The organism is Parageobacillus galactosidasius (assembly GCF_002217735.1).
In the GTDB taxonomy this organism is placed as follows: Bacteria; Bacillota; Bacilli; order Bacillales; family Anoxybacillaceae; genus Parageobacillus_B; species Parageobacillus_B toebii.
The window spans coordinates 69,464-91,070 of the sequence record NZ_NDYL01000002.1; the positions used below are offsets into that span (position 1 = coordinate 69,464).

General features: G+C 43.1%; 21 protein-coding genes and 2 pseudogenes. 16 read left to right on the plus strand and 7 right to left on the minus strand.

Annotated elements, in window-relative coordinates:
- The first annotated feature begins 21 nt into the window (after positions 1–21).
- Both gntK and B9L23_RS09635 read left to right on the plus strand, forming a co-directional pair.
- Positions 22–1,566 (plus strand): gluconokinase, encoded by a 1,545-nt coding sequence (gene gntK, locus B9L23_RS09630; RefSeq protein WP_089097535.1) that lies wholly within the window; start codon positions 22–24, stop codon positions 1,564–1,566.
- Between the two features lie 60 nt (positions 1,567–1,626).
- Complete coding sequence (locus tag B9L23_RS09635) at positions 1,627–2,976, plus strand: GntP family permease (protein ID WP_089097536.1); 1,350 nt, start codon at positions 1,627–1,629, stop codon at positions 2,974–2,976.
- A gap of 37 nt (positions 2,977–3,013) precedes the next feature.
- Here the strand turns inward: B9L23_RS09635 and B9L23_RS09640 are convergent, their stop codons facing one another.
- On the minus strand, positions 3,014–3,499 hold the full coding sequence (locus B9L23_RS09640) for a GNAT family N-acetyltransferase (RefSeq protein WP_089097537.1): 486 nt from the start codon (positions 3,497–3,499) through the stop codon (positions 3,014–3,016).
- 514 nt (positions 3,500–4,013) lie between these two features.
- Here B9L23_RS09640 and B9L23_RS09645 point away from each other — a divergent pair.
- Together B9L23_RS09645 and B9L23_RS09650 are read left to right on the plus strand one after the other, a co-directional pair.
- Positions 4,014–5,453 carry an aldehyde dehydrogenase family protein gene (locus B9L23_RS09645; RefSeq protein ID WP_089097538.1) on the plus strand — a complete coding sequence of 480 codons (1,440 nt, stop codon included), beginning with the start codon at positions 4,014–4,016 and terminating at the stop codon, positions 5,451–5,453.
- A gap of 112 nt (positions 5,454–5,565) precedes the next feature.
- Positions 5,566–6,330 (plus strand): enoyl-CoA hydratase, encoded by a 765-nt coding sequence (locus B9L23_RS09650; protein WP_015863758.1) that lies wholly within the window; start codon positions 5,566–5,568, stop codon positions 6,328–6,330.
- A gap of 225 nt (positions 6,331–6,555) precedes the next feature.
- On the opposite strand, the gene B9L23_RS09655 is transcribed toward B9L23_RS09650, so the two are convergent.
- The gene (locus B9L23_RS09655; RefSeq protein WP_089097539.1) at positions 6,556–7,119 is read right to left on the minus strand and encodes a Uma2 family endonuclease; all 564 of its coding nucleotides are present in this window, start codon (positions 7,117–7,119) and stop codon (positions 6,556–6,558) included.
- 240 nt (positions 7,120–7,359) lie between these two features.
- Between B9L23_RS09655 and B9L23_RS09660 the strand changes: the two genes are divergently transcribed.
- Positions 7,360–8,409 (plus strand): nitronate monooxygenase, encoded by a 1,050-nt coding sequence (locus tag B9L23_RS09660; RefSeq protein ID WP_089097540.1) that lies wholly within the window; start codon positions 7,360–7,362, stop codon positions 8,407–8,409.
- Between the two features lie 57 nt (positions 8,410–8,466).
- Here the strand turns inward: B9L23_RS09660 and B9L23_RS09665 are convergent, their stop codons facing one another.
- Positions 8,467–10,176 (minus strand): sigma-54 interaction domain-containing protein, encoded by a 1,710-nt coding sequence (locus B9L23_RS09665; protein WP_089097541.1) that lies wholly within the window; start codon positions 10,174–10,176, stop codon positions 8,467–8,469.
- Between the two features lie 230 nt (positions 10,177–10,406).
- On the opposite strand from B9L23_RS09665, the gene B9L23_RS09670 reads away from it, so the two are divergent.
- Genes B9L23_RS09670 through B9L23_RS09680 form a run of 3 tightly spaced genes read left to right on the plus strand, consistent with a single transcriptional unit; the run spans position 10,407 to position 13,910 of the window.
- Positions 10,407–11,840, plus strand: a complete 1,434-nt coding sequence (locus B9L23_RS09670; protein ID WP_089097542.1) for an aldehyde dehydrogenase family protein — start codon at positions 10,407–10,409, stop codon at positions 11,838–11,840.
- Positions 11,841–11,864: 24 nt separating this feature from the next.
- Positions 11,865–12,713, plus strand: a complete 849-nt coding sequence (gene ahlS / locus B9L23_RS09675) for an AhlS family quorum-quenching N-acyl homoserine lactonase (protein WP_062678413.1) — start codon at positions 11,865–11,867, stop codon at positions 12,711–12,713.
- A 15-nt stretch (positions 12,714–12,728) separates the two neighbouring features.
- Complete coding sequence (locus tag B9L23_RS09680; protein ID WP_081189700.1) at positions 12,729–13,910, plus strand: iron-containing alcohol dehydrogenase; 1,182 nt, start codon at positions 12,729–12,731, stop codon at positions 13,908–13,910.
- A 167-nt stretch (positions 13,911–14,077) separates the two neighbouring features.
- Here B9L23_RS09680 and B9L23_RS20425 read toward each other — a convergent pair whose 3' ends face one another.
- Complete coding sequence (locus B9L23_RS20425) at positions 14,078–14,215, minus strand: hypothetical protein (protein ID WP_015863765.1); 138 nt, start codon at positions 14,213–14,215, stop codon at positions 14,078–14,080.
- 2 nt (positions 14,216–14,217) lie between these two features.
- Complete coding sequence (locus B9L23_RS09685; protein WP_073967949.1) at positions 14,218–14,388, minus strand: Fur-regulated basic protein FbpA; 171 nt, start codon at positions 14,386–14,388, stop codon at positions 14,218–14,220.
- Positions 14,389–14,870: 482 nt separating this feature from the next.
- Here B9L23_RS09685 and B9L23_RS21700 point away from each other — a divergent pair, with 482 nt between their 5' ends.
- The 3 genes and pseudogenes from B9L23_RS21700 to B9L23_RS21015 form a co-directional block, all read left to right on the plus strand.
- The gene (locus B9L23_RS21700; protein WP_425439782.1) at positions 14,871–15,080 is read left to right on the plus strand and encodes a YkoP family protein; all 210 of its coding nucleotides are present in this window, start codon (positions 14,871–14,873) and stop codon (positions 15,078–15,080) included.
- A complete protein-coding gene (locus B9L23_RS21705) occupies positions 15,035–15,379 on the plus strand; it encodes a YkoP family protein (RefSeq protein WP_425439783.1) in 345 nt (114 codons plus the stop codon). The genes B9L23_RS21700 and B9L23_RS21705 overlap by 46 nt, the downstream gene beginning before the upstream one ends.
- A pseudogene (locus tag B9L23_RS21015) lies at positions 15,375–15,467 on the plus strand (metallophosphoesterase); the annotation flags it as partial. The gene B9L23_RS21705 and the pseudogene B9L23_RS21015, both read left to right, overlap by 5 nt.
- On the opposite strand, the pseudogene B9L23_RS21020 reads toward B9L23_RS21015, so the two are convergent.
- Positions 15,461–15,616, minus strand: a pseudogene (locus B9L23_RS21020) (hotdog family protein); the annotation flags it as partial. The pseudogenes B9L23_RS21015 and B9L23_RS21020 overlap by 7 nt on opposite strands.
- Positions 15,617–15,946: 330 nt before the next feature.
- On the opposite strand from B9L23_RS21020, the gene B9L23_RS09700 reads away from it, so the two are divergent.
- Complete coding sequence (locus B9L23_RS09700; RefSeq protein ID WP_062754254.1) at positions 15,947–16,882, plus strand: endonuclease I family protein; 936 nt, start codon at positions 15,947–15,949, stop codon at positions 16,880–16,882.
- Positions 16,883–16,910: 28 nt separating this feature from the next.
- Here B9L23_RS09700 and B9L23_RS09705 read toward each other — a convergent pair whose 3' ends face one another.
- Positions 16,911–17,870, minus strand: coding sequence for a bile acid:sodium symporter family protein (locus B9L23_RS09705; protein WP_089097543.1), 960 nt, complete (start codon positions 17,868–17,870; stop codon positions 16,911–16,913).
- A gap of 300 nt (positions 17,871–18,170) precedes the next feature.
- On the opposite strand from B9L23_RS09705, the gene B9L23_RS09710 reads away from it, so the two are divergent.
- The 4 genes from B9L23_RS09710 (at position 18,171) to B9L23_RS09725 (ending at position 21,430) form a co-directional block, all read left to right on the plus strand.
- Positions 18,171–18,392 carry a FeoA family protein gene (locus B9L23_RS09710; protein WP_089097544.1) on the plus strand — a complete coding sequence of 74 codons (222 nt, stop codon included), beginning with the start codon at positions 18,171–18,173 and terminating at the stop codon, positions 18,390–18,392.
- 3 nt (positions 18,393–18,395) lie between these two features.
- Positions 18,396–20,393 (plus strand): ferrous iron transport protein B, encoded by a 1,998-nt coding sequence (gene feoB / locus B9L23_RS09715; protein WP_089097545.1) that lies wholly within the window; start codon positions 18,396–18,398, stop codon positions 20,391–20,393.
- 51 nt (positions 20,394–20,444) lie between these two features.
- On the plus strand, positions 20,445–20,606 hold the full coding sequence (locus B9L23_RS09720; RefSeq protein ID WP_073967954.1) for a FeoB-associated Cys-rich membrane protein: 162 nt from the start codon (positions 20,445–20,447) through the stop codon (positions 20,604–20,606).
- Between the two features lie 248 nt (positions 20,607–20,854).
- Positions 20,855–21,430, plus strand: coding sequence for a DUF5317 domain-containing protein (locus B9L23_RS09725; protein WP_089097546.1), 576 nt, complete (start codon positions 20,855–20,857; stop codon positions 21,428–21,430).
- Positions 21,431–21,607: the final 177 nt, after the last annotated feature.

The following is a 21,607-nucleotide window of genomic DNA, read 5'->3' on the forward strand; positions in this document are numbered from 1 at the left end:
TAGGAAAGAGAGGGAATCAACATGAAAGAAGGACAACCAATTGTGATTGGCGTCGATATCGGAACGACGAGCACAAAAGCGGTAGCGTTTGGAGAACAGGGACGAGTGCTTGCCTCCCATGCGATTGATTATCCGATTGTACAGCCGCATCCAGGCTGGGCGGAACAAGATCCAGAGGAGATTTTCTCGGCTGTTGTCCAAACTGTAAACGCTGTCATGTCGAAATTGAATATTGCTTCTAATCAGGTGAAAGCGATCGGATTTAGCGCGGCGATGCATTCTTTAATGGCGCTTGATGCCTCAGGACGCCCGCTTACCCGCTGCATCATCTGGGCGGATAATCGCAGTGTTGAACAGGCAGAGCGTCTTTTGAATGAAATGAATGGATTGGATATTTATAAGCGGACAGGAACGCCGATTCATCCGATGTCCCCGCTTCCGAAATTGCTTTGGCTAAAAGAAGAACAGCCGGATTTATTTCGTCAAGCACATAAATTTGTGTCCATGAAAGAATATGTGTTGTACCGATTATACGGTCAATACGTTGTCGACTATTCGATCGCTTCAGCAACGGGGCTGTTTCGTTTAGATACGCTTGACTGGGATGCGGATGTTCTCGAGTTTCTCGGTATTACAAGAGCGCAGTTGTCAAGCTTAGTGCCAACGACACACATATTGCGAGGAATGAAAAAAGAATGGGCGCAACAAATGGGCTTGGATCCGGACGTACCTGTCGTTGTCGGGGCTAGTGACGGGGTGCTGGCCAACGTTGGTGTCGGGGCGATTTTACCAGGGGAAGCGGCGATTACGATCGGAACGAGCGGTGCGGTGCGTACGATTTCTTCTGTTCAGAAAACAGATGAAAAAGGGAGAACGTTTTGTTACGCGCTGACACCAAACCATTGGGTCGTCGGTGGGCCGACGAATAACGGCGGCATTTTGCTAAGATGGCTCCGTGATGAATTTGGCGGCCAGGAACGTGAAGTGGCGAAAAAGCTCGGCATTGATCCGTATGATTTGCTTACAAAATATGCGGAACGGGTTCCGGCAGGTTCGGAAGGGCTTTTGTTTCTGCCGTTTTTATCCGGTGAACGGGCGCCGTACTGGAATGCGAACGCAAGAGGGACATTTTTCGGCATCAGTCTTCATCACAAGCGGGAACATTTTATTCGCGCGGTGATGGAAGGTGTGTGCATGAGCGTCTTTTCTGTTGCCTTGGCGATTCGTGATGTTACAGGACCGCTGTCGGAAATTCGTGTATCAGGCGGTTTTGCGAAATCACCGTTCTGGCGCCAAATGCTTGCGGATATGATGGGGAAAGAGCTGCTTGTCCCAGAAACGCACGAAGCTTCCGCATTAGGAGCCGCAGCGCTTGCTTTGTATGCGCTTGGCGACATTCCATCACTAGATACGGTGAAAACTTGGATTCAAATTACATCACGCCATGTGCCAAATCAAGAAAATACCCTTATTTATTCAGAACTGTTTGATATGTATATGCGGTTATACGATCGATTAAAAGATGAATTTGATGTTATTGCTTCGTTTCAACGGAAGAATTCATAGTTATGCATCATTACTAAATCGGTTTAGTTCACATCAAGAACAACAGAGGGGGAAACAAACATGGGAATTGCTATTGTCATTGCAGCGATTGTTGTATTGCTGTTATTGATTACGGTTGCGAAAATGCATCCGTTTGTCGCCTTAATTTTAACGTCCGTTGGTGTCGGGCTTGCGATGGGCATGCCGCTGGTCGCGCCATCACCGGAAACGCCGGGAATTATTGATTCGATTAAAACTGGTCTTGGAAATACGCTTGGCTTTTTAGCGATTGTTTTGGCGCTCGGGACGATGCTTGGAAAAATGATGGCTGAATCCGGAGGTGCGGAACGAATCGCGAAAACGTTGATTGATCGTTTTGGGAAAAAACGCGTCCATTGGGCAATGATGGTCGTAGCATTCTTAGTAGGTATCTCTGTATTTTTCCAAGTAGGATTCGTGCTATTAATTCCGCTTGTATTTACGATTGCAATGGAGACGGGGATTTCGCTCGTGACGATTGGAATTCCGCTTGTTGCTGGATTGTCGGTTGTGCATGGGCTTGTGCCGCCTCATCCAGCTGCGATGGCCGCAGTCGGTATATTTAAAGCAGATGTTGGAATGACGATTCTTTACTCGATTATTGTCGGGCTGCCGACAGCGATTATCGCCGGCCCGCTCTTTGGAAAATGGATTGGGTTGCGCATGCATAAAAAAGTGCCGGCAGAAATTGCCGAACAGCTTGTGCAGCATAAAGAAACGAAAGATTTGCCTGGCTTCGGAAACACATTATTCACCATCTTGCTTCCGGTTATTTTGATGTTAATCGCTTCTGTTGCCAATGTAACGTTGGATCAAACGTCTGATGCGTCTAAAGTGCTGCGATTTATCGGGGATCCGATTGTTGCATTGTTAATCGCAACGATTTATTCATTCTTCAGCCTTGGCTACGTGCGCGGCTTTAATCGCGATAAAGTGTTAAAATTTGCGAACGACTGCCTTGGTCCAGTTGCGAATATTTTACTAGTTATCGGCGCTGGCGGTGCGTTCAATAAAGTGCTCCTTGACTCAGGCATTGGCGAGCAAATCGCCGATTTAGCGAAGCATTCCCATTTGTCTCCGCTCCTATTAGGATGGGGGATTGCCGCGCTTATCCGGATCGCGACAGGTTCTGCGACGGTATCGATGATGACTGCGGCCGGCATTGTCGCCCCAATTGCCGCCAGCATGCCTGGTGTGAACACAGAATTGCTCGTATTAGCGACGGGAGCTGGATCTCTCATTCTATCACATGTCAATGACTCTGGCTTCTGGATGATTAAAGAGTATTTCGGAATGACTGTCAAAGAAACGTTGATGACATGGACCGTGATGGAGACGATTATTTCCATTGCCGCGTTTGTGTTCATCGTATTGTTGAACGCTATAGTTTAAGGAGGAACATCCCCATCAATAGGACGGGGATGTGTTTTTATGATGTGTGAAGCTGTTTTACAAGCAAAAACTCATCCCGAATCGGAATGCCGTCTGCGCTAACGAGCGGAATGCTCGGTTTCATTTGTCTTGCTTTTTCCACGGCGTTCGGGAAAACGTCGACAATCTGGTAACCCCGTTTTTGATAAAAGCGCAAAGCGTGTAAATTATCGTTCGTTGTGATTAAGCGGATCGTGCTACATCCATGCTGCGCGGCGAATGTTTCTACTTGTTTCAAAAGAGCGCTGCCGATTCCGTGGTTTTCGATTACGCTGTCTAGCGAAACAATCTCGCATTCCTCACCACGGATGACAAAGGTGATCAGCCCAGCTATTTCCCCGTTGTCTTGGAGAGCGGCAAAACCGTCCAGCTCGCTGCAATCATACACTCCCGTTGAAACGACCATTTGCGGGCTTCCCCAATGGGTGATAAAAAATTGCTTTACAGTTGAGCGGTCAAGAAGATGGGTAGGGATAATGTTCATACTCCTGACACTCCTTGCTATGATTGGTATTAATTTTATCATACAAGAAACAAGGCCTCTTTGTCTGCTTATGTCTCGGATAGGGAGGATTGTCTGGATATGAGTTGTCACAATGCTTGAAGCAAGAGCCTAGTGCGAACAAAAATATTTGCGAACGTGTTTTTTCCTATAATTAATATAAGGGCGACGCACCATTTCATAGGAATGCATGTTCTGTTTTCATATGAAAGAGCTATTAGGTATAACGCAAAGACGTGTCAGCAACATCGCAAGACATATTGTTGCTGTGCACAAGCCATTGAAGAACTTGAGAAGGATTCCAAAATAAAATGCCGAATAAAGAATTAACAGTTGCGTGTCAACAGCGAAAAGTGCGCAGTGTCTGCTTGCAAACTTTTTTACTATTATTTATTGCCCGGCAGTTGGAGGTGTAGAGAAAACGATTAGCCAAATTAGCGTCATGTTGTAATGTAAGAAATAGGAGATTAAAAACAGGAAGAAAGGAAGGGAAACGATGAAAACAACGGTGGATAAAAAGAAACTCTATATTAATGGTGAATGGGTGGAAGCAAAATCGTATACCACATTAACATCTCCTTATTCGGGTGAAGCGTTGGCAGAAATTCCTGTGGCGACGGAAGAGGAAGTCGAAGAGGCGATTGCTGCAGCGTATGAAGCGAGAAAAGAAATGGCCAGCATGCCGGCATACAAACGGGCGGAGATTTTAGAAAAAGTAGTCGCACAGCTGCAAGAACGAGCAGAAGAAGCGGCGCAGATCATTGCGCTCGAAGCGGCAAAACCGATTACGACGGCAAAAGGAGAAATAGCGCGGACGATTCAAACGTATAAATTTGCCGCGGAAGAAGCAAAACGAATTCACGGCGAAACGATTCCGCTTGACGCTGCGCCAGGCGGGGAAAATCGCGTTGCTTTCACCGTCAGAGAACCGATTGGGGTTATCGGCGCGATTACGCCATTTAACTTTCCAATGAACCTTGTTGCCCACAAACTAGGTCCAGCGATTGCTTCCGGAAATACCGTTGTGTTAAAGCCGGCAAGCCAAACGCCGCTTTCCGCGTACTTTATCGCGGAACTATTTGAAAACGCAGGGCTTCCAAAAGGAGCATTAAACGTCGTAACGGGAAGCGGCAAAACCGTTGGAGATAAAATCGTGACAGACCCGCGCATCAGCATGATCACCTTTACCGGCAGCCCGGAAGTGGGAATCGGCATTCGCAATAAAGCGGGGTTAAAGCGGGTAACACTCGAACTTGGCTCTAATTCCGCGGTCATTGTCGATGAACAAGTGGACATCGATCGAATAATTCCACGTTGCGTCTTTGGTGCATTTTCGTTCCAAGGGCAAGTATGTATTTCGCTTCAGCGTATTTACGTGCATGAAAAGCGGTATGAGGAGTTTGTCGAAAAATTTATCGCTGCGGCGAAACAATTGAAAGTGGGCGACCCATTGGATCCAAACACCGATGTTTCGGCATTAATTACTCCAAAAGACGTCGATCGGGCGCTCGAATGGATCAAAGAAGCAAAACAAGATGGGGCAACCATTGCCCTCGGTGGAGAAAGAGAAGGAAATATATTACTTCCAACCGTTATTTTAGACGCAAAACCAACGATGAAAGTATCGTGCCAGGAAGTATTCGCGCCAATCGTTCTCATTAACCGCGTTCGTTCGATCGAAGAGGCGATTGAGCTCGTCAATGATTCACGCTACGGATTGCAGGCAGGTGTATATACGGATAACGTACATGTTGCATGGGAAGCGGCAGAAAAATTGCATGTCGGCGGTGTACTCATCAACGATATTCCGACCTTCCGTGTCGATCATATGCCATACGGCGGCGTCAAGGAAAGCGGAGTCGGCCGCGAAGGGCTTCGTTATGCAATTGAAGAAATGACGGAATTGAAACTCGTTATTTTCAATCGCAATCGTTAATCATCATCCGTATCACCTTCGATGGTGGTACGGTTTTTTTCTGAAAAAAAGGAATTTTAGGATGCAGTGAGGAATTTAATAAAGGGAAATTGGTCAAACAAGGGGGATGAACATGGAAACAGTAGTACTTTCGTTTTCAGGAAATGTAGCCGTATTGGAACTAAATCGCCCAGATTCGTTAAACGCGATGAATGAGCAAATGCTAAATGAATTACTAGAAGCGCTGCGTGAAATTGAACAAAGCGATGCGTTGATTGTTCTCATTCGCGGAAAAGGGAGAGGATTTTCCGCCGGTGGCGATATTAAAACGATGCTAAGTGTAGATGACCCAGAAAAATTTCCTGAAATTATGAACACCATTCAAGAAGTCATTATGACATTATACAACTTGCCGAAAATCGTCGTTTCCATTGTCCATGGGCCAGCGGCGGGGTTAGGACTAAGTTTTGCTTTGGCAAGCGACTATGTCATCGCGACAAAAGAAGCACGCTTAGCGATGAATTTTATCGGCATTGGCCTCATCCCAGACGGCGGCGGGCATTTTCATTTGGCGAAACGAGTCGGTGAAGTGAAAGCAAAACACATTATTTGGGAAGGAAAGCCAATGAACGCCGAAGAAGCGTACCAGCTTGGCATCGTTGACTTTGTTGCCGAAGATGAAAAACAAATCGAACAAAAAATCGCTGAATGGCAAGCAAAACCGCTTCAGGCAATGATCGCCACGAAAACGTTGTACGCCAAGTTGACAAAAGATGAATTGTTAAAAGTGCTTCAGCTTGAAACAGAAGCACAGCAAAAAATGCGGCAAACCGAAGACCATCGCGAAGGCGTCCGCGCGTTTTTAGAAAAGAGGAAGCCGAAGTTTCAAGGGAAATAATAGGGCTTGCCCTTGTTTAAAATCTTTTAGACAAGGGCTGTTTTCTGTTAAGAACGTCGCTTCATAAAATGATTAATGATGTAGAAGATTCATTGTTTTTTTTTGTAAGTATTTGAAAAATTATTGACGGTACGAGGCTATCATTTAGCTAAGAATATATACCTTGCCAGTAATGGAGTTGTTGTATAGGACAGAAAAAACCGGCCAGATGTTAAGGTCGGTTTTTCATTTGAAAAGATCTTCTAAGTTGATTTGAAATCCTTTTAGCACCTCGGATCGAGCTATCCCTTTTTCCTTCAACGCATCCAGCTGTTGATATTGCCCCTCATCATTTAGGGAATAAATTTGAACAATATTTAGCATTGGATTGACGATCCAGTATTCGTTTACACCATATTGCATATATAAGTTCAGTTTAAAAACGAGATCGTGGGATTGGTTAGAGGGGCTTAATATTTCGATGATGAGTGTTGGAACTCCAACAAATTTATTTTCCATCAATCCGCTTTTATCGCATATAACCGATAAATCAGGGACCACTATTTTCGTTCCTTCCATTTTATCGTTTTTTAGTTCTATGTCAAAAGGTGCGTGGAACACTTCACAATCTTTGCCTTCTAAAAAATTGAATAATTTAGCGTGAAGTCTTCCTGAAATTCGTTGATGTTTAGTAGAAGGCGATGGTGACATAAAGACAATGCCGTCAATATATTCTAATATCCTTTCAGTATTTTCTCTCATTTTGTAAAATTCTTCGAGAGAGACAAAATCTTCTTTGGGGAAGCTCATAACAACATCCACCCCCCTTTGTTTTTGCTTCTTGCTTATATTATAAACGACGATTATTCGTTTTAATTATGTTTTTTCAGAACATGGCATTGTTTTTTCAAAAAGTTGATTGCAAAAATGATTTACTAGCATTGAATCATGGATAAGACTCTTAGACATAATATTATTTTTTCTGCAGGAATTTTGTGGATATATTGTGAAGACTTATATGAAGTTACTTTATGGAGAAAGGTGAGGAAAATGCTACATACACTTTCAGTTCCCATTATCCAAGCACCAATGGCTGGAGGAGTTTCAACTCCAAAGCTAGCCGCGGCTGTATCGAATGCAGGTGGGCTCGGATTTTTAGCTGGAGGTTATAAAACGGCGGAAGAGATGCGAAAGGAGATTATGACGATTCGCACACTAACGGATGCCCCGTTTGGTGTCAATGTGTTTGTGCCAAATGAAGAGGATGTTGATATGGAAGCGCTTCTTCGCTATCAACAAGTATTAGAAAAAGAAGCAGAGCGTTTTAGTGTGACGCTTGGGGAAGCAAAATGGGATGATGACGATTGGGAAGCGAAACTCTCTGTTTTGTATGAAGAAAAAGTCCCTGTCGTTAGTTTCACATTTGGCTGCCCTTCGTCTGATATCATCGCAAAACTGAAAGACAATGGTTCGTTTGTTATTGTGACTGTTACATCAACGGAAGAAGCATTGATAGCGGCACAGCAAGGAGCGGACGCGTTATGTGTGCAAGGGCCGGAGGCGGGAGGACACCGCGCGACGTTTCGCAATGATGAAACGGCAGATGAGAATGTAAGTTTGCTTGTGTTGCTGCAGCAAATTCGCGAGGCAGTAGACCTCCCGCTCATTGCCGCTGGCGGCATCATGCATGGACGCGATATTGCCGCGGTGCTTGCGGCCGGAGCGAGCGCTGCCCAATTGGGCACAGCATTTTTACGCTGCCCGGAAAGTGGGGCGAATCCGTTGCATAAAAACGCGCTCATTGACCCGCAATTTCAAGCAACTGCCGTCACCCGTGCGTTTACAGGACGTCCTGCGCGCGGATTAGTAAATCGTTTTCTGATCGAATATGATAAACTGGCCCCTGCGGCGTATCCGCACATTCATCACATGACAAGGCATCTTCGCAAAGCAGCCGCCCAAGCAAGCGATCCGCAAATGATGTCCTTATGGGCGGGGCAGGGTTATCGCCTAGCGAAAGACATGCCGGCGAGGGAGATTGTGAGGTTGTTGATGAAAGAGGTTAAGGAAGTGGTAGAGGGGATGAATAGATTATTATGATGATTTATATGGATACAATTTAACATTTTTCCCGAGAAGCGGCAACGCGCCGGTGCATTAGCACCGGCGCAACGTTTTTTCATCTTTCTTCCACTTTTTAAGTTTTTTCACGAGTGTGGAATGATCGATTCCTAATTGTTTTGCTGCTTTACGCAGCGATGTATGTTTTTCAATTGCTTCTTGGATGAGGCGTCTTTCAAACTGTTCGACGCGTTCTTTGAGCGTGAGTGGGGGCGTATCTGTCGTTTGGTCATAAATGTGCAATGGAAGGTCGTGAGGTTCGATGAGTTGGGATGGGATGGAAACGACCATATTTTCCATAAGGTTTTTCAGCTCTCTTACATTTCCAGGCCAGTGATAACGTTGCAAAATCTCTTTTGTTTTAGGAGATAAATGTTTATTGATGCGATATAGTTTGCAATAAAATGAAAAATAATGGTCAATTAACGGCTCGATATCTTCAGGTCGTTCAGCCAATGGAGGAATATGCATTTCGATGACCTGTAGCCGATAATATAAATCTTCACGAAATTTTCCTTGTGAAATAAGCTCTTTCAAATTTTGGTTTGTTGCGGCGATAATACGCACATCTAGTTTTTTTGTTTTATGGCTTCCGATTCGTTGAACTTGTTTTTCTTGCAATACTCTCAGCAGCTTTACTTGCAAGGATAATGGCATTTCCCCGATTTCATCAAGCATAATGGTTCCTTTGTCTGCTAGTTCCAGTAGGCCGATTTTTCCGTCTTGTCGCGCTCCTGTAAATGCTCCCTTTTCATAACCGAATAATTCGGATTCAAGTAATGGTTCTGGTATAGCCCCACAGTTTACTTTAATAAACGGTTTATTTTTTCGCGGACTTAGATGATGAATCAAGTTGGCAATGACTTCTTTCCCTACGCCAGATGGACCGGTTAGTAAAACAGTAGTAGGGTAAGGAGCAACTTGTTCGACTTTGTCAAAAAGCTGTTTCATAGACGGGCTGCGAAAGACGATTTGTTCCTTTGAGCCATCGACGGAAAAAGTATAGCGGTGTTGGCTCATTTCCGAGAAACTTTTTGCTTTTTCTAATTCTGCTTTCATTTGGATGAGATGAGAGATGTCCCGAACGCTTGTCACGACCATTTCAATATCTCCCTGCTCGTTGAAAACAGGGTTTCCAGTGACAATGACATCTTTTTTTCCACCTATTTTTTGCAAAATGGAAATTCGTTTTTTTTGTTGTAAAACAAGAAGAGAAACGGATTGATCAATATATCCTTTTTTCACTAGATCATGCATATGCTTCCCGACAAGCTCTTCTCGACGGAAACCTGTAATGGCTTCATAAGCAGAGTTTACCATTGTCGTTATACCGTTTTGGTCGACAACATAAATGCCATCTGTAGAAAATTCAATAATTGTTTCCATTTGCTTAAGAAGAGTATGGTAGTGTTCCATTTGCGATATATCTTCGAGGACACCGATCGCTCCAATTAGTTCGCCATTTCGGTACAACGGAGTTCGATTGACGAGACATTGGCGTCCCGCGATGTTCATCTTTACTCCAATCGAACTTGTTCCGTTCTCTAACACATGAGGAAGCTGAGTAGTTGGAATAAGATCTCGAATATCTTTTCCTTCCCAATTTTCGTTTTCTATCTGGAGAAGTTTTTTGGCAGAAGCGTTGATTAATAAAATTTTCCCGTTTCGATCTACAACAATGACCCCGTTATGGAGGGAGAAAAAAATGTTCTCCCATATATGCGGATCGATGATTGTTTGTTTCATACAGAGGACCTCCTTATTTTTTGTTAATGGTGAAAAAATTCAACATGTGGTGAAAAAAATCACTACTAATCCTATTCGATGTTTTTTCAAGCTTTTCCTTTTTTACGGTGATTTTTTTCACCATATTTATTGTTTATATGTTAAAAAATTATTTATTTTATGGATATATTAAGTCTTGGCACGGTATTTGCATTATTATTGAATGAACAAAAACAAAGGAGGGGAAGCGAATGCTCGAAGAAACAAAAGGATTATTTATCGATGGAAAATGGGTAAAAAAGCAAAGAACGTATGAATTATGCGCTCCTTATGATGGACAATTATTAGCGCGCATCAGTATGGCAGATGCGGGCGATGTGGAAAAAGCGATTTCAGGGGCGCATCGAGCTTTTCAAACGATGAAGAATCTACCTGCCTATCAACGTTCGGAAATTTTATTCCGGGTTGCGCAGTTATTGAAAGAACGCAAGGAAGAGTTGGCGCGGATTGTTGCTAAGGAAGCAGGAAAGCCGATTCGTACTGCCCGAGGGGAACTGGAGAGAACGATTGTTACATACCAATTTGCGGCGGAAGAGGCAAAACGGATTTATGGGGAAACGATTCCAATGGATGCCGCTCCCGGTGGAGAAGGCAGGATAGGAATGACATGGCGTGAACCATTGGGGGTTGTCGTGGCCATTACTCCTTTCAACTTTCCTTTTAATCTAGTTGCCCATAAACTTGGTCCGGCGTTTGCCGCGGGGAATACGGTAGTATTAAAGCCGGCGGAACAAACCCCTTTAAGCGCGCTGGCGATCGCTGAAATTTTTCAAGAAGCAGGTCTCCCAGATGGGGCATTGCAGGTCATAACAGGCAGCGGTAGTGAACTTAGTGATGCCTTGTTAATGGATGAAAGAGTGAAAAAAATTACGTTTACCGGCAGTGCGTCAGTCGGAAAACTCATTAAACAAAAGGCAGGATTAAGAAAAGTGACGCTCGAACTTGGTTCGAACGCGGCGTTAATTGTCGAACCGGATGTTGTGCTGGACAAAGTCATTCCGCGATGTGTGGAAGGAGCGTTTTCTTACGCCGGTCAAGTGTGTATTTCGCTTCAGCGCGTTTATGTACATGAAACGATTTACGAAGAATTTTGCAAACGTTTTATTGAACGTGCAAAGCAGCTAAAAGTCGGCGATCCTTTGGATGAAAATACGGACGTGAGCACAATGATTCATCGAAGGGAGGCGGAGCGCATTGAATCATGGGTGGAAGAAGCGGTTCAATCCGGAGCGAAAATTGGATTAGGCGGCATACGAAATGGTTCAATCTATTCACCAACGGTGTTGCTTGACGTAAAAAAGGATATGGCAGTCTCGTGCCAGGAAGTTTTTGCGCCGGTTGTGTCGATCGTTCCGTATCGAGAATTGCAAGAGGCTATTGAAATGGTCAATGATTCTGTATATGGACTGAATATCGGAATTTACACAACCAATATTCATCGCGCTTTATATGCAGCGCGGCAGATTGAATCTGGTGCCGTGATTATCAATGACATCCCTACGTTCCGCGTCGACCATATGCCGTATGGCGGGGTGAAAGAGAGCAGTTACGGACGTGAGGGAGTTAAATATGCTGTACAAGAAATGACGGAATTAAAGTTTGTTTCGATTAAAACAGATTTTTAAATAAAAAAAGAGAGGAGAGTTCCTATGTCCAACATGATAAAATCGCGCCCAAAACTTTATGTAATGGATAACGGGAGAATGAGAATGGATAAAAACTGGATGATTGCTATGCATAATCCAGCGACGATTCATAACCCGAATGCGCAAACGGAGTTTGTGGAGTTTCCGATTTATACAGTTTTAATTGATCATCCAGAAGGAAAAATCTTGTTTGATACAGCTTGTAATCCAAATTCGATGGGACCTCAAGGGAGATGGGCGGAAGCGACTCAACAAATGTTTCCGTGGACGGCAAGCGAAGAATGCTATCTTCACAATCGGCTAGAGCAGTTAAAAGTAAGACCGGAAGATATTAAATATGTCGTTGCTTCGCATTTACATTTGGATCATGCAGGATGCCTAGAAATGTTTACAAACGCGACGATCATTGTACATGAAGACGAATTCAATGGCGCTCTTCAATGTTATGCTCGTAACCAAAAGGAAGGCGCATATATTTGGGCCGACATTGATGCATGGATTAAAAATAACCTCCAATGGCGCACAGTGAAACGTCATGAAGATAATATTATTCTCGCTGAGGGGGTCAAAATTTTAAACTTTGGAAGCGGCCATGCGTGGGGAATGCTTGGATTGCATGTGGAGCTTCCAGAGACGGGCGGGATCATTCTCGCTTCGGATGCGATTTATACGGCAGAAAGCTACGGGCCGCCAATTAAGCCGCCAGGCATTATTTATGACTCCCTTGGTTATATGAATACGGTCGAACGAATTCGGAGAATTGCACGGGAAACGAACTCGCAAGTATGGTTCGGTCATGATTCTGAGCAATTCAAAAAGTTCCGCAAATCTACGGAAGGCTATTACGAGTAAGAAAGGAGAAGTGAAATGAGTGTTTCGCGAATTGTATTTACACCGCTGAACTATGTCGGCTGGGGGGCATTGGATAACTTGCTTCCGGAAGTGGAGAGGTTTTCTCCGAAGAAAATACTAGTCGTGACAGATCCAGCGTTAGAGAAAATCGGCCTTGTTCAACGTGTGACAGATCCGCTTGCACAACGTGGGTATGACGTTCAGCTTTATACAGATGTAGTGCCGGAACCTCCGCTGGAGACGGGAGAGAAATTAGTTTCCTTTACGAAGGAAGGAAAGTTTGACCTCATTATCGGCGTCGGCGGCGGAAGTGCGATGGATTTGGCGAAACTGGCGGCGGTTTTGGCTGCACATGAAGGGAAAGTAGCCGATTACCTTAATTTAACGGGAACGAAAAAAGTTGAGAAAAAAGGCCTGCCGAAAATATTAATTCCGACTACATCAGGGACCGGGTCAGAAGTGACAAATATTTCTGTACTCTCTTTGGATACGACAAAAGATGTGGTGACACATGATTATTTATTAGCGGACGTAGCGATTGTCGACCCACAACTAACCATTTCTGTTCCACCGCGCGTCACAGCCGCGACAGGCATTGACGCACTGACTCATGCAGTAGAAGCATATGTGTCTGTCAACGCAAGCCCGACGTCAGACGGTTTAGCGCTACAGGCAATTCGTTTGATTGCGCGATCGCTGCGGAAAGCAGTGGAAAATGGCGCGGATAAACAAGCGCGGATCGATATGAGCAACGGCAGCTATTTGGCTGGATTGGCGTTTTTCAACGCGGGCGTCGCAGGAGTTCACGCGCTTGCCTATCCACTCGGTGGACAGTTTCATATCGCCCACGGCGAATCGAATGCGGTATTGCTTCCGTATGTGATGGGATATATCCGCAAAAGCTGCACGAAACGGATGGCTGATATTTTAAATGCGCTAGGGGGAAACTCGAGTTTTCTTTCCGAAGAAGAAGCTTCCTACCGGTGTGTCGAAGAGCTGGAGCGAATCGTCCGTGATGTCGGCATCCCGAGAACGCTTGGCGGATTTAACATTCCCGAGAGCGCATTGGAAAGCTTAACGAAAGATGCCGCTCAGCAGAAACGACTGCTTGCACGCAGTCCGCTTCCACTGTCAGAGGACGATATACGGACGATTTACCAATCCGCTTTTCAGGGTGTGGTAACGGAACCGAAATAATAGGGTGCGTTTGGATTTGCGTAAATACATGAGTATTCCACGCTTGTGAGCAGGCAAAGAAAATTTTCTGCTCTATTTGGCGATTTGAATTGAGAAAAAATAACTTGCTATAATATCGTTAAGCGGCGAAGGGAAGCAGACAGCCTCCCTTCGCTCTTATTTGAGCGTCATATGCGGTTTTGTATGAAACGCAGCACTTCATAAGCGCGCTCACCGATTAATTGAATCAGCTGCTCCAACATCGCGTCGCGCTGCAAATCAAGTTCTACGATCCGTCTGGCCAGTTCAAGAGCTTTTGGGTCCATGTTCATTCCCCTCGTTTCTTCATTCGTATCCCGTACTGTTCATATTCGCGCCGCAATTCACTCACCGTCCATTGTTTTAGTGCAGCAGAGTCGTGAAACAAGCCAGTTTGCAACAGCTTATCAATATAAAATCGCTTTTGTTTCGTAATTGCTGCGCGCATCAGTTTTCCCATCTTTTTCCCTCCGCGTATTTATTTCTTTTAATATTACGATGTTTTTCTTCATACTACATTAATTTTGTTAAACCACTTTACAATAAAATTAAAAAATATGTTAATTTTCTTTACAAAAATAATTATGAATGGCGAAAAATCAGTATAATTTAGAAGATATAACATAGCGGGGTGGAGAGGGTGACGAATAAAGATGATTCCTATAAATTTAAAAAAGTGATCTCTATCGGCTCCTGACGCGACGAAATATAAGGAAGAGGGATGAGGCGCGGGTGGTTTTCATTTTGCAGTTGTTTGTACATTTGCTCATTTTTCCCGCAAAGAACATAATAATCAATCGGATCGTTAGGAGAAATTTTTTTTAACAGTTCGGTAAAAGCGCCAATTCCTATTTGCTGATCTCTTTTTTATCCATTTATAAACAACGGGCAAATGCCTCACAATGTAAATGTAAATCAACAATAACCGGAAGAGGGGAGCATATGAAAGCGAAAGCGAGGCAGTGTGTTTTGGCGGTTTGGGGCGCATTTGACCCAATTTATTATGCATGTTCAAGGCTTGAGTACGTTGAAGATACATGGAACGGCTTTCGGTCTATTTTTCGTGTTCGTGTAACGAAGTATAGAAGTATAAAGGAAGAGAAGTTGTGCTATCAGATGGCACGAAAATTCAAAAAATCGACCTGCTATTAAAAATTCATTTGCATAATATTCGTTTAACTCGTGAACTTCTTCATTTAAACAGCGAAATTAAAAAAGGTCGTTACATTTATGAACAAGTGAAAGAAGGGCTTCCTTATATTGCAAATTACTTGCGCAATCATGAACAGTTTTCTGAAATTAAAGGAATTATTGGGATTACAATGTTAAACAAAGGGTGTGAGCGATTGGGTTTTGAAACATTTTCGATTGTGAATCCGTTTTACAAATGGTTTAAAACAATCGCATTTATTCCTATGATTGTCGTTTCACAGCTCCGTTTTTCCTCTTGACTTGATTGCCTTAACCGGAGATTTCCTTGATCGTAAACGAAGTATTCCAAAGTTAGTTCCGTACTTGAAGGTATTTCAAAAGCTAAAGGTAAATAACCCGTGAACCATAAGTTGCCCTTTCTCATCGCGTTCCATCTGATGTCTTCCCTTGTCGCCAGATAATTGGGCGAATTGCAATATTTCTTCTTCTGTGAACGTACGCTGCCAAGTAAATACATCTCCAGGCTTCAAATTTATTTCTTATTCCCCTTTCATTTATTCATTGTTTTGGATTATATTTTACTTAATTCTCTAAATAATATAAATAATACAGTGGTCTTATGCACGATTTTGGGTTTGCAGGTAATGAAATATGCGCGTACAAAATTAGTCCCTGCGTTCATGCGGCAGGGATGGCTGCTGTTCTTTTTGGTGTCATGTTGTTTGTGATGTGCGGTAAGCTTCATTAAAAAAGTTCGCCGAAATAAAAAGGGAGAACTTTATTTTTTGGATAACCAAACGAAAGCGTCCATGGTAAACTGTATACAAAAAGAGAAAAGGAACAGGGAGAGGAAGTAGGGTGGAACGGTGGAAATACGGAAACAGTTGGAAGAACTCCAGCAATGGCAAGGAGATGACCGTAGTGAACAAATAGCGATATTGCAAGAAAACCAGCAATATATCGAAGTTAATGAGAATGTGTATTATGATGAACAAGAAGATCGCCAAGCGATGGAGCAATATTATCGTCGTGTACCTGTAGATGGGGATGGACTAACGTTATTTGTTATGTATCATAGGCTGGTGTCACGGACGCATAAGCGAAGGCTGCCTTACTTTTTCAGCAAAGATGAATATTTGTATACATGGGTTGATTTGTATCCAGATGGGTCAGTAAGAAGCATATATTCGGGGGAGAGAAAAGATCCGAAGATATTAATTATTCAAGATTACGACACGATGAAAAAACGACATGACGAATTTCGGAAATTACTGAAAAAAGCGAGAGAATGGGAACAAATAGAAATTAGGCGAATAAAAAAAATCGAACAGCAATGGAAGTTTAACGCTGAACATGTCGTTCCGCAATCGTGGTTTGGAGCAAGAGAGCCGATGAAAGGGGATTTGCACCATCTCTTTGTCTGCCATCCTAAATGCAATACGTTACGCTCTAACTTTCCGTACGCCGATTTTTCGTTTTACAAGCCGGAGTCACCGGAAGAAAAGATTCAAAACCGCTGCGGCGTCGCGGAAAACGGTTATTTCGAACCAGAATACGGAAAAGGAACGGTGGCGCGGGCAATGCTGTATTTTCTGCTTCGCTATCCGAACACAATCGCAAAAGCGTTTCGCCACAAAATTGACGTTCCCCTTCTTGTTCGCTGGCATCAGGAATTTCCCGTTACCATTTATGAGAAGCATCGCAACCGCGCTATTTTTCTCATTCAAGGAAACCGCAATCCGTTCATTGATATCCCATCGCTTGCGGAACGAATTGTGTTTCCGATCAAATTGGTGCCATAAAAAACGGTTCCCCGTGGGGAACCAGTTTTTATGCCGAAAACGTCGATTGTTCCGCTTCTTCCTTCTCGCTTTTTTTACGGAAATAGGTTGCGGCAATCGGACCGGAAATGTTATGCCAGACGCTGAAAATAGCGCTTGGAACAGCAGCAAGCGGTGAAAAATGAGCGGTTGCGAGCGCGGCCCCAAGCCCGGAATTTTGCATGCCGACTTCAATGGAAATCGCTTTTTGCTTTGGCGCTGACAAACGAAATAATTTTGCAAACCAATAGCCAAGCAATAATCCAAGCCCGTTATGAATGACGACGATTAAGAAGATGGCAAGCCCGCTTTTTGCAATTGCCTGCTGGTTTTGCCCGACGACAGCCGCGACAATGGCGACAATCGCAATGACAGAAACGAGCGGCAGGACTGGGATGAACGCTTTCACTTGCTTTTGGAAAAGGGCTTGTACAATCAACCCAAAAATAATCGGAATTAGGACAACTTTTACAATTGACCAAAACAATGCCGCGGCAGAAACGGACAGCCATTTTCCGGCAAGCAGCAACATCAGCGACGGCGTCAAAATCGGCGCCAGTATCGTAGAAACGGATGTCACGGCGACCGACAGCGCGGTATCTCCTTTGGCCAAATAGGTCATCACGTTAGATGCTGTTCCACCCGGACAACAGCCGACGAGAAGAATGCCAAGAGCGACTTCCCGCGAAACCGGCAAATAACGAGCAAGCAAAAAAGCGACAAGCGGCATAATGAGAAATTGGGCGGCTACACCGATCAGCACCTCTACCGGGCGTTTGAATACTTCTTTAAAATCATTGGGTGATAAGGTAAGACCCATGCCAAACATGACAACGCCAAGCAGCGGGACTATGTATGGAGCGATCCATGTAAAAGCGTTTGGATCATAAAAAGCAAGAGCGGCAAAAAGAAGCACCCAGACAGCAAAGGTGTTTCCAACAAAATTGCTGAATTTAGCCAATATTTCCATTGTTTGTCCTCCTTTATGCAGTGAGTATAAAAATATTATATATATTATTCCGAAAAATTCAATTATACACAATTTTTTGTTTTAGTGTAATTAGCCTCCTCCTTCCTCTAGACAGGTACATACATCTCATTGTATTCGTGAATTTATTGTGACGAGTGTGAAAAAAATCACTTCTAAAATTTCAAATTGTGATATTATATCAATTGAGAAAAATAATCATTATTGTTCTATACAAAACACCACTTTATTAAATATTGCTGATTGAAAAAAAGAATCATTGTTGTCTGGGGGACGGAAAAAATGGTTTTGACTGATCTTCAAAAAGGGGAACAGGCCGTTATTACAAATCTGGCAGTAACCAATGAAGTAGTGAGACAACGTCTTATTCATATGGGGATGCGTGAAGGAGAAAAAGTTTGTGTCAAATGCATGATGCCGTTTGGCGGCCCAGTAATGGTAGAAGTAGATGGCCAGTATATTTGTCTTCGACGTAAAGAGGCGGCTTGTATTGGGGTGAAATAATCGATGTCATCATCTATTGCGTTATTTGGCAATCCAAATACAGGGAAAACTTCACTATTTAATAATTTAACAGGATCTTATGAATATGTCGGAAATTGGAGCGGGGTAACGGTAGAAAAAAAGGTTGGCATGCTTCGCCAGCATGGTATTCCCGTCGTTGATCTCCCAGGGATATACTCGTTGCAACCGATTTCACAAGATGAGGGCGTAGCGACCGAATTTTTATTAACAGAATCGTTCTCGGCGATTGTCAACATTGTGGACGCTTCCCAATTAAAGCGGAATTTGCATTTGACTGTTCAGCTGCTTGAGTTTGGCAAACCGCTGATTATGGCATTAAATATGATTGACGTCGCAGAAAAGCGCGGAATAAAAGTAGATGCAAAAAAGCTTTCACAATGCATCAATGCCCCGGTGATTCCGGTTATTGCGCGGACGGGAAAAGGGACAAAAGAGCTTGTTCGCGCTATTTTGTCTGCATCCGAACAAAACGAACATCAATTTTCTATTGATTACGGGGCCGATGTTGAGGTTGCTGTTCAAAAAATAGGCGAACAACTTCCTGATAATTTACCGGTTTCGAAGCGATGGCTTGCGTTGCAATTTTTAGAAGGAAACAAGCGAGTTCATGCATATTTACAGACATATGTAGATATTGCTCCGCTTATATTGATTCGCGATAACGTACAACAAGCGCTTGGCTGCACTTTAGCAGAGCATATTTATAAAGTGCGCGACAAATGGATTACGAATGTGATCAAAAAATCAACGGTTGCCATTAAACAAAATCCGCTTACATTAACGGAGAAAATCGATGCAATTGTAACGAATAAATATTTAGGTTTGCCGATTTTCTTATTATTTATGTATATCATGTTTATGCTAACGTTTGACTGGCTTGGCACACCGCTTGCCGATTTGCTTGATCAGTTTTTTTCCGGCCCATTAACCGATTGGCTGTCAAAACTGTTATCGCTTATAGGAGCATCTCCATTTATTAAAGAGCTTGTACTTAGCGGAATTGTCTCCGGTGTTGGCGGGGTGCTTGTATTTGTACCGCAAATTTTCATTTTATTCTTTTTCATTTCTCTATTAGAGGATTCCGGATATATGGCGCGTGTCGCAATGGTAATGGACCGCTTTATGGAAGCGATCGGCTTAAATGGAAAATCATTTATTCCGATGATTATCGGTTTTGGCTGTAACGTTCCGGGCGTGATGGCAGCGCGGACGATTGAGCAGCCGAAAGAACGGTTGTTGACGATTTTATTATTGCCTTTTATGTCTTGCTCAGCGCGCCTGCCGGTATATGCGTTGTTTGCTGGTACATTTTTTGCGAAAAACCAAGCCATTGTCGTGTTTTCGCTATATGTATTAGGAATTGTTGTCGCACTCGGTCTTGCAAAAATATTTTCTTCCACCTTATTCAAAAATGAAAGTTCCATTTTCGTTATTGAACTGCCGCCATATCGAATGCCGCAAGCATTGACGTTGTGGCGAAGCACATGGGATAAAGGAAAAGGATTTATACGGAAAGCAGGGACGTTTATTTTCGGAGGATCGGTTGCGATTTGGTTATTGACCTATGTTGGGCCAAAAGGAATTGGTGTTTCCATGGATGATAGTTTTCTCGCGGTGATAGGCGGTGTGATTGCACCGATTTTAGCGCCGCTTGGTTTTGGAACATGGCAAGCCGGTTCATCGCTTATTACGGGATTTTTAGCAAAAGAAGTCGTTGTTTCGACGATGAATATTATTTATCATGCGAAAGATATGGACTTGTTACAAGGAGTAATGGCACAGCATTTTACGCCATTATCTGCGCTTAGCTTTATGACGTTTGTTCTTCTTTATGTTCCTTGTTTAGCAACTGTTGCGACCATTCGCAAAGAAACAGGGTCGCGAAAATGGACGTTTATTTCGATCGGTTGCGCGTTAAGCATTGCGTACGTGATTTCTTTCGTTATTTATCAAGGTGGAACGTTGCTTGGATTTTCATGAGTCTATAGTCTCGAAAACTAGTAATATTATTTGGGAAAAGAGGCGAGAACGATGATCGCAAATATTGTAATCGGTGGCGTTATTTTTAGTTATGCCGGTTGGATGCTCGTCCGCCACATTAAGAAAAGTTCAAAAGGAAAATGTGCTAGTTGCTCTCTTGCTGATAATTGTCAAGGTTCTTGCACGCCTTACCAACAAGAAAATCGTATATAAATATATGAGGATTCTCTATTAATAGTATAGAGAATCCTTATTTTTGTGCTTGCAGATAAGAATGTCGAATTTAGTTGGAAAGAGCATCTAATAACCGTGAATTTTAGGGAAAATAGAAAAAAATTACTATAAATAGTCAAAAAGTACTATTTACATTGTCGAAAAAAATCGATATTAATGAAGTATAGAAGAAAATAGTTTTGAAAACATAGAATCTTCTGTGTATGTAATGATGAGGAGAAAACATAATGGTTTATGATGGCATTTTATTATCGCTTGTGATCGGTTTTTTTCGTGGAGGAAGTTTGAAAGGGCTTGCGCATATGAAGCTGCGCGGGGGATGGCTGTTTCCATTATTGTTGGTGGTGCAGTTCGTTATTTTTGCCTTGCAAGATAAAGTTGCGATTATTGCCAAACTAAGCAACACCTTATTTCTTCTCGTATATGTGATTGGCCTTCTTTTTCTTTGGCTTAACCGAAACCAGCCTGGATTTATTGTTATTTTTGCGGGAGTGCTGTTAAATTTTATCGTTATGGCTGTAAACGGCGGAAGGATGCCTGTGTCGGTTGAGGCTGCACAATTTCTCGGCCGTGAATACATAGATGCATTGCAAGCGGGAGTGTACGGCAAACATCAAGCGATTACGCAAGAGACGTTGTTGCCGTTTCTAGGTGATATTATTCCGCTTTCACCGCCATATCCGCGTCAGCAAGTCATCAGCATTGGCGATGTCGTAATGAACGTAGGGGCATTTTTATTTATTCAGCATCTAATGCTTAGTGCACCTAGCAAAAAAACATCTACCGCCCCTGCGAGTAGATAAATAAATTATAATATTATAAGGAGGAAAAAGCATGAGTGTGAAAGTAAAACAAGTACTTATTAATCTATTTATTATCGGCTCTGTTATAGTTGCGTTGACGTCTGGGTATAAAATTGGTAGCTAATATAATAACTAGGTTTATTGGATGCAGGAGAAGTTATTCAACAACTTCTCCTT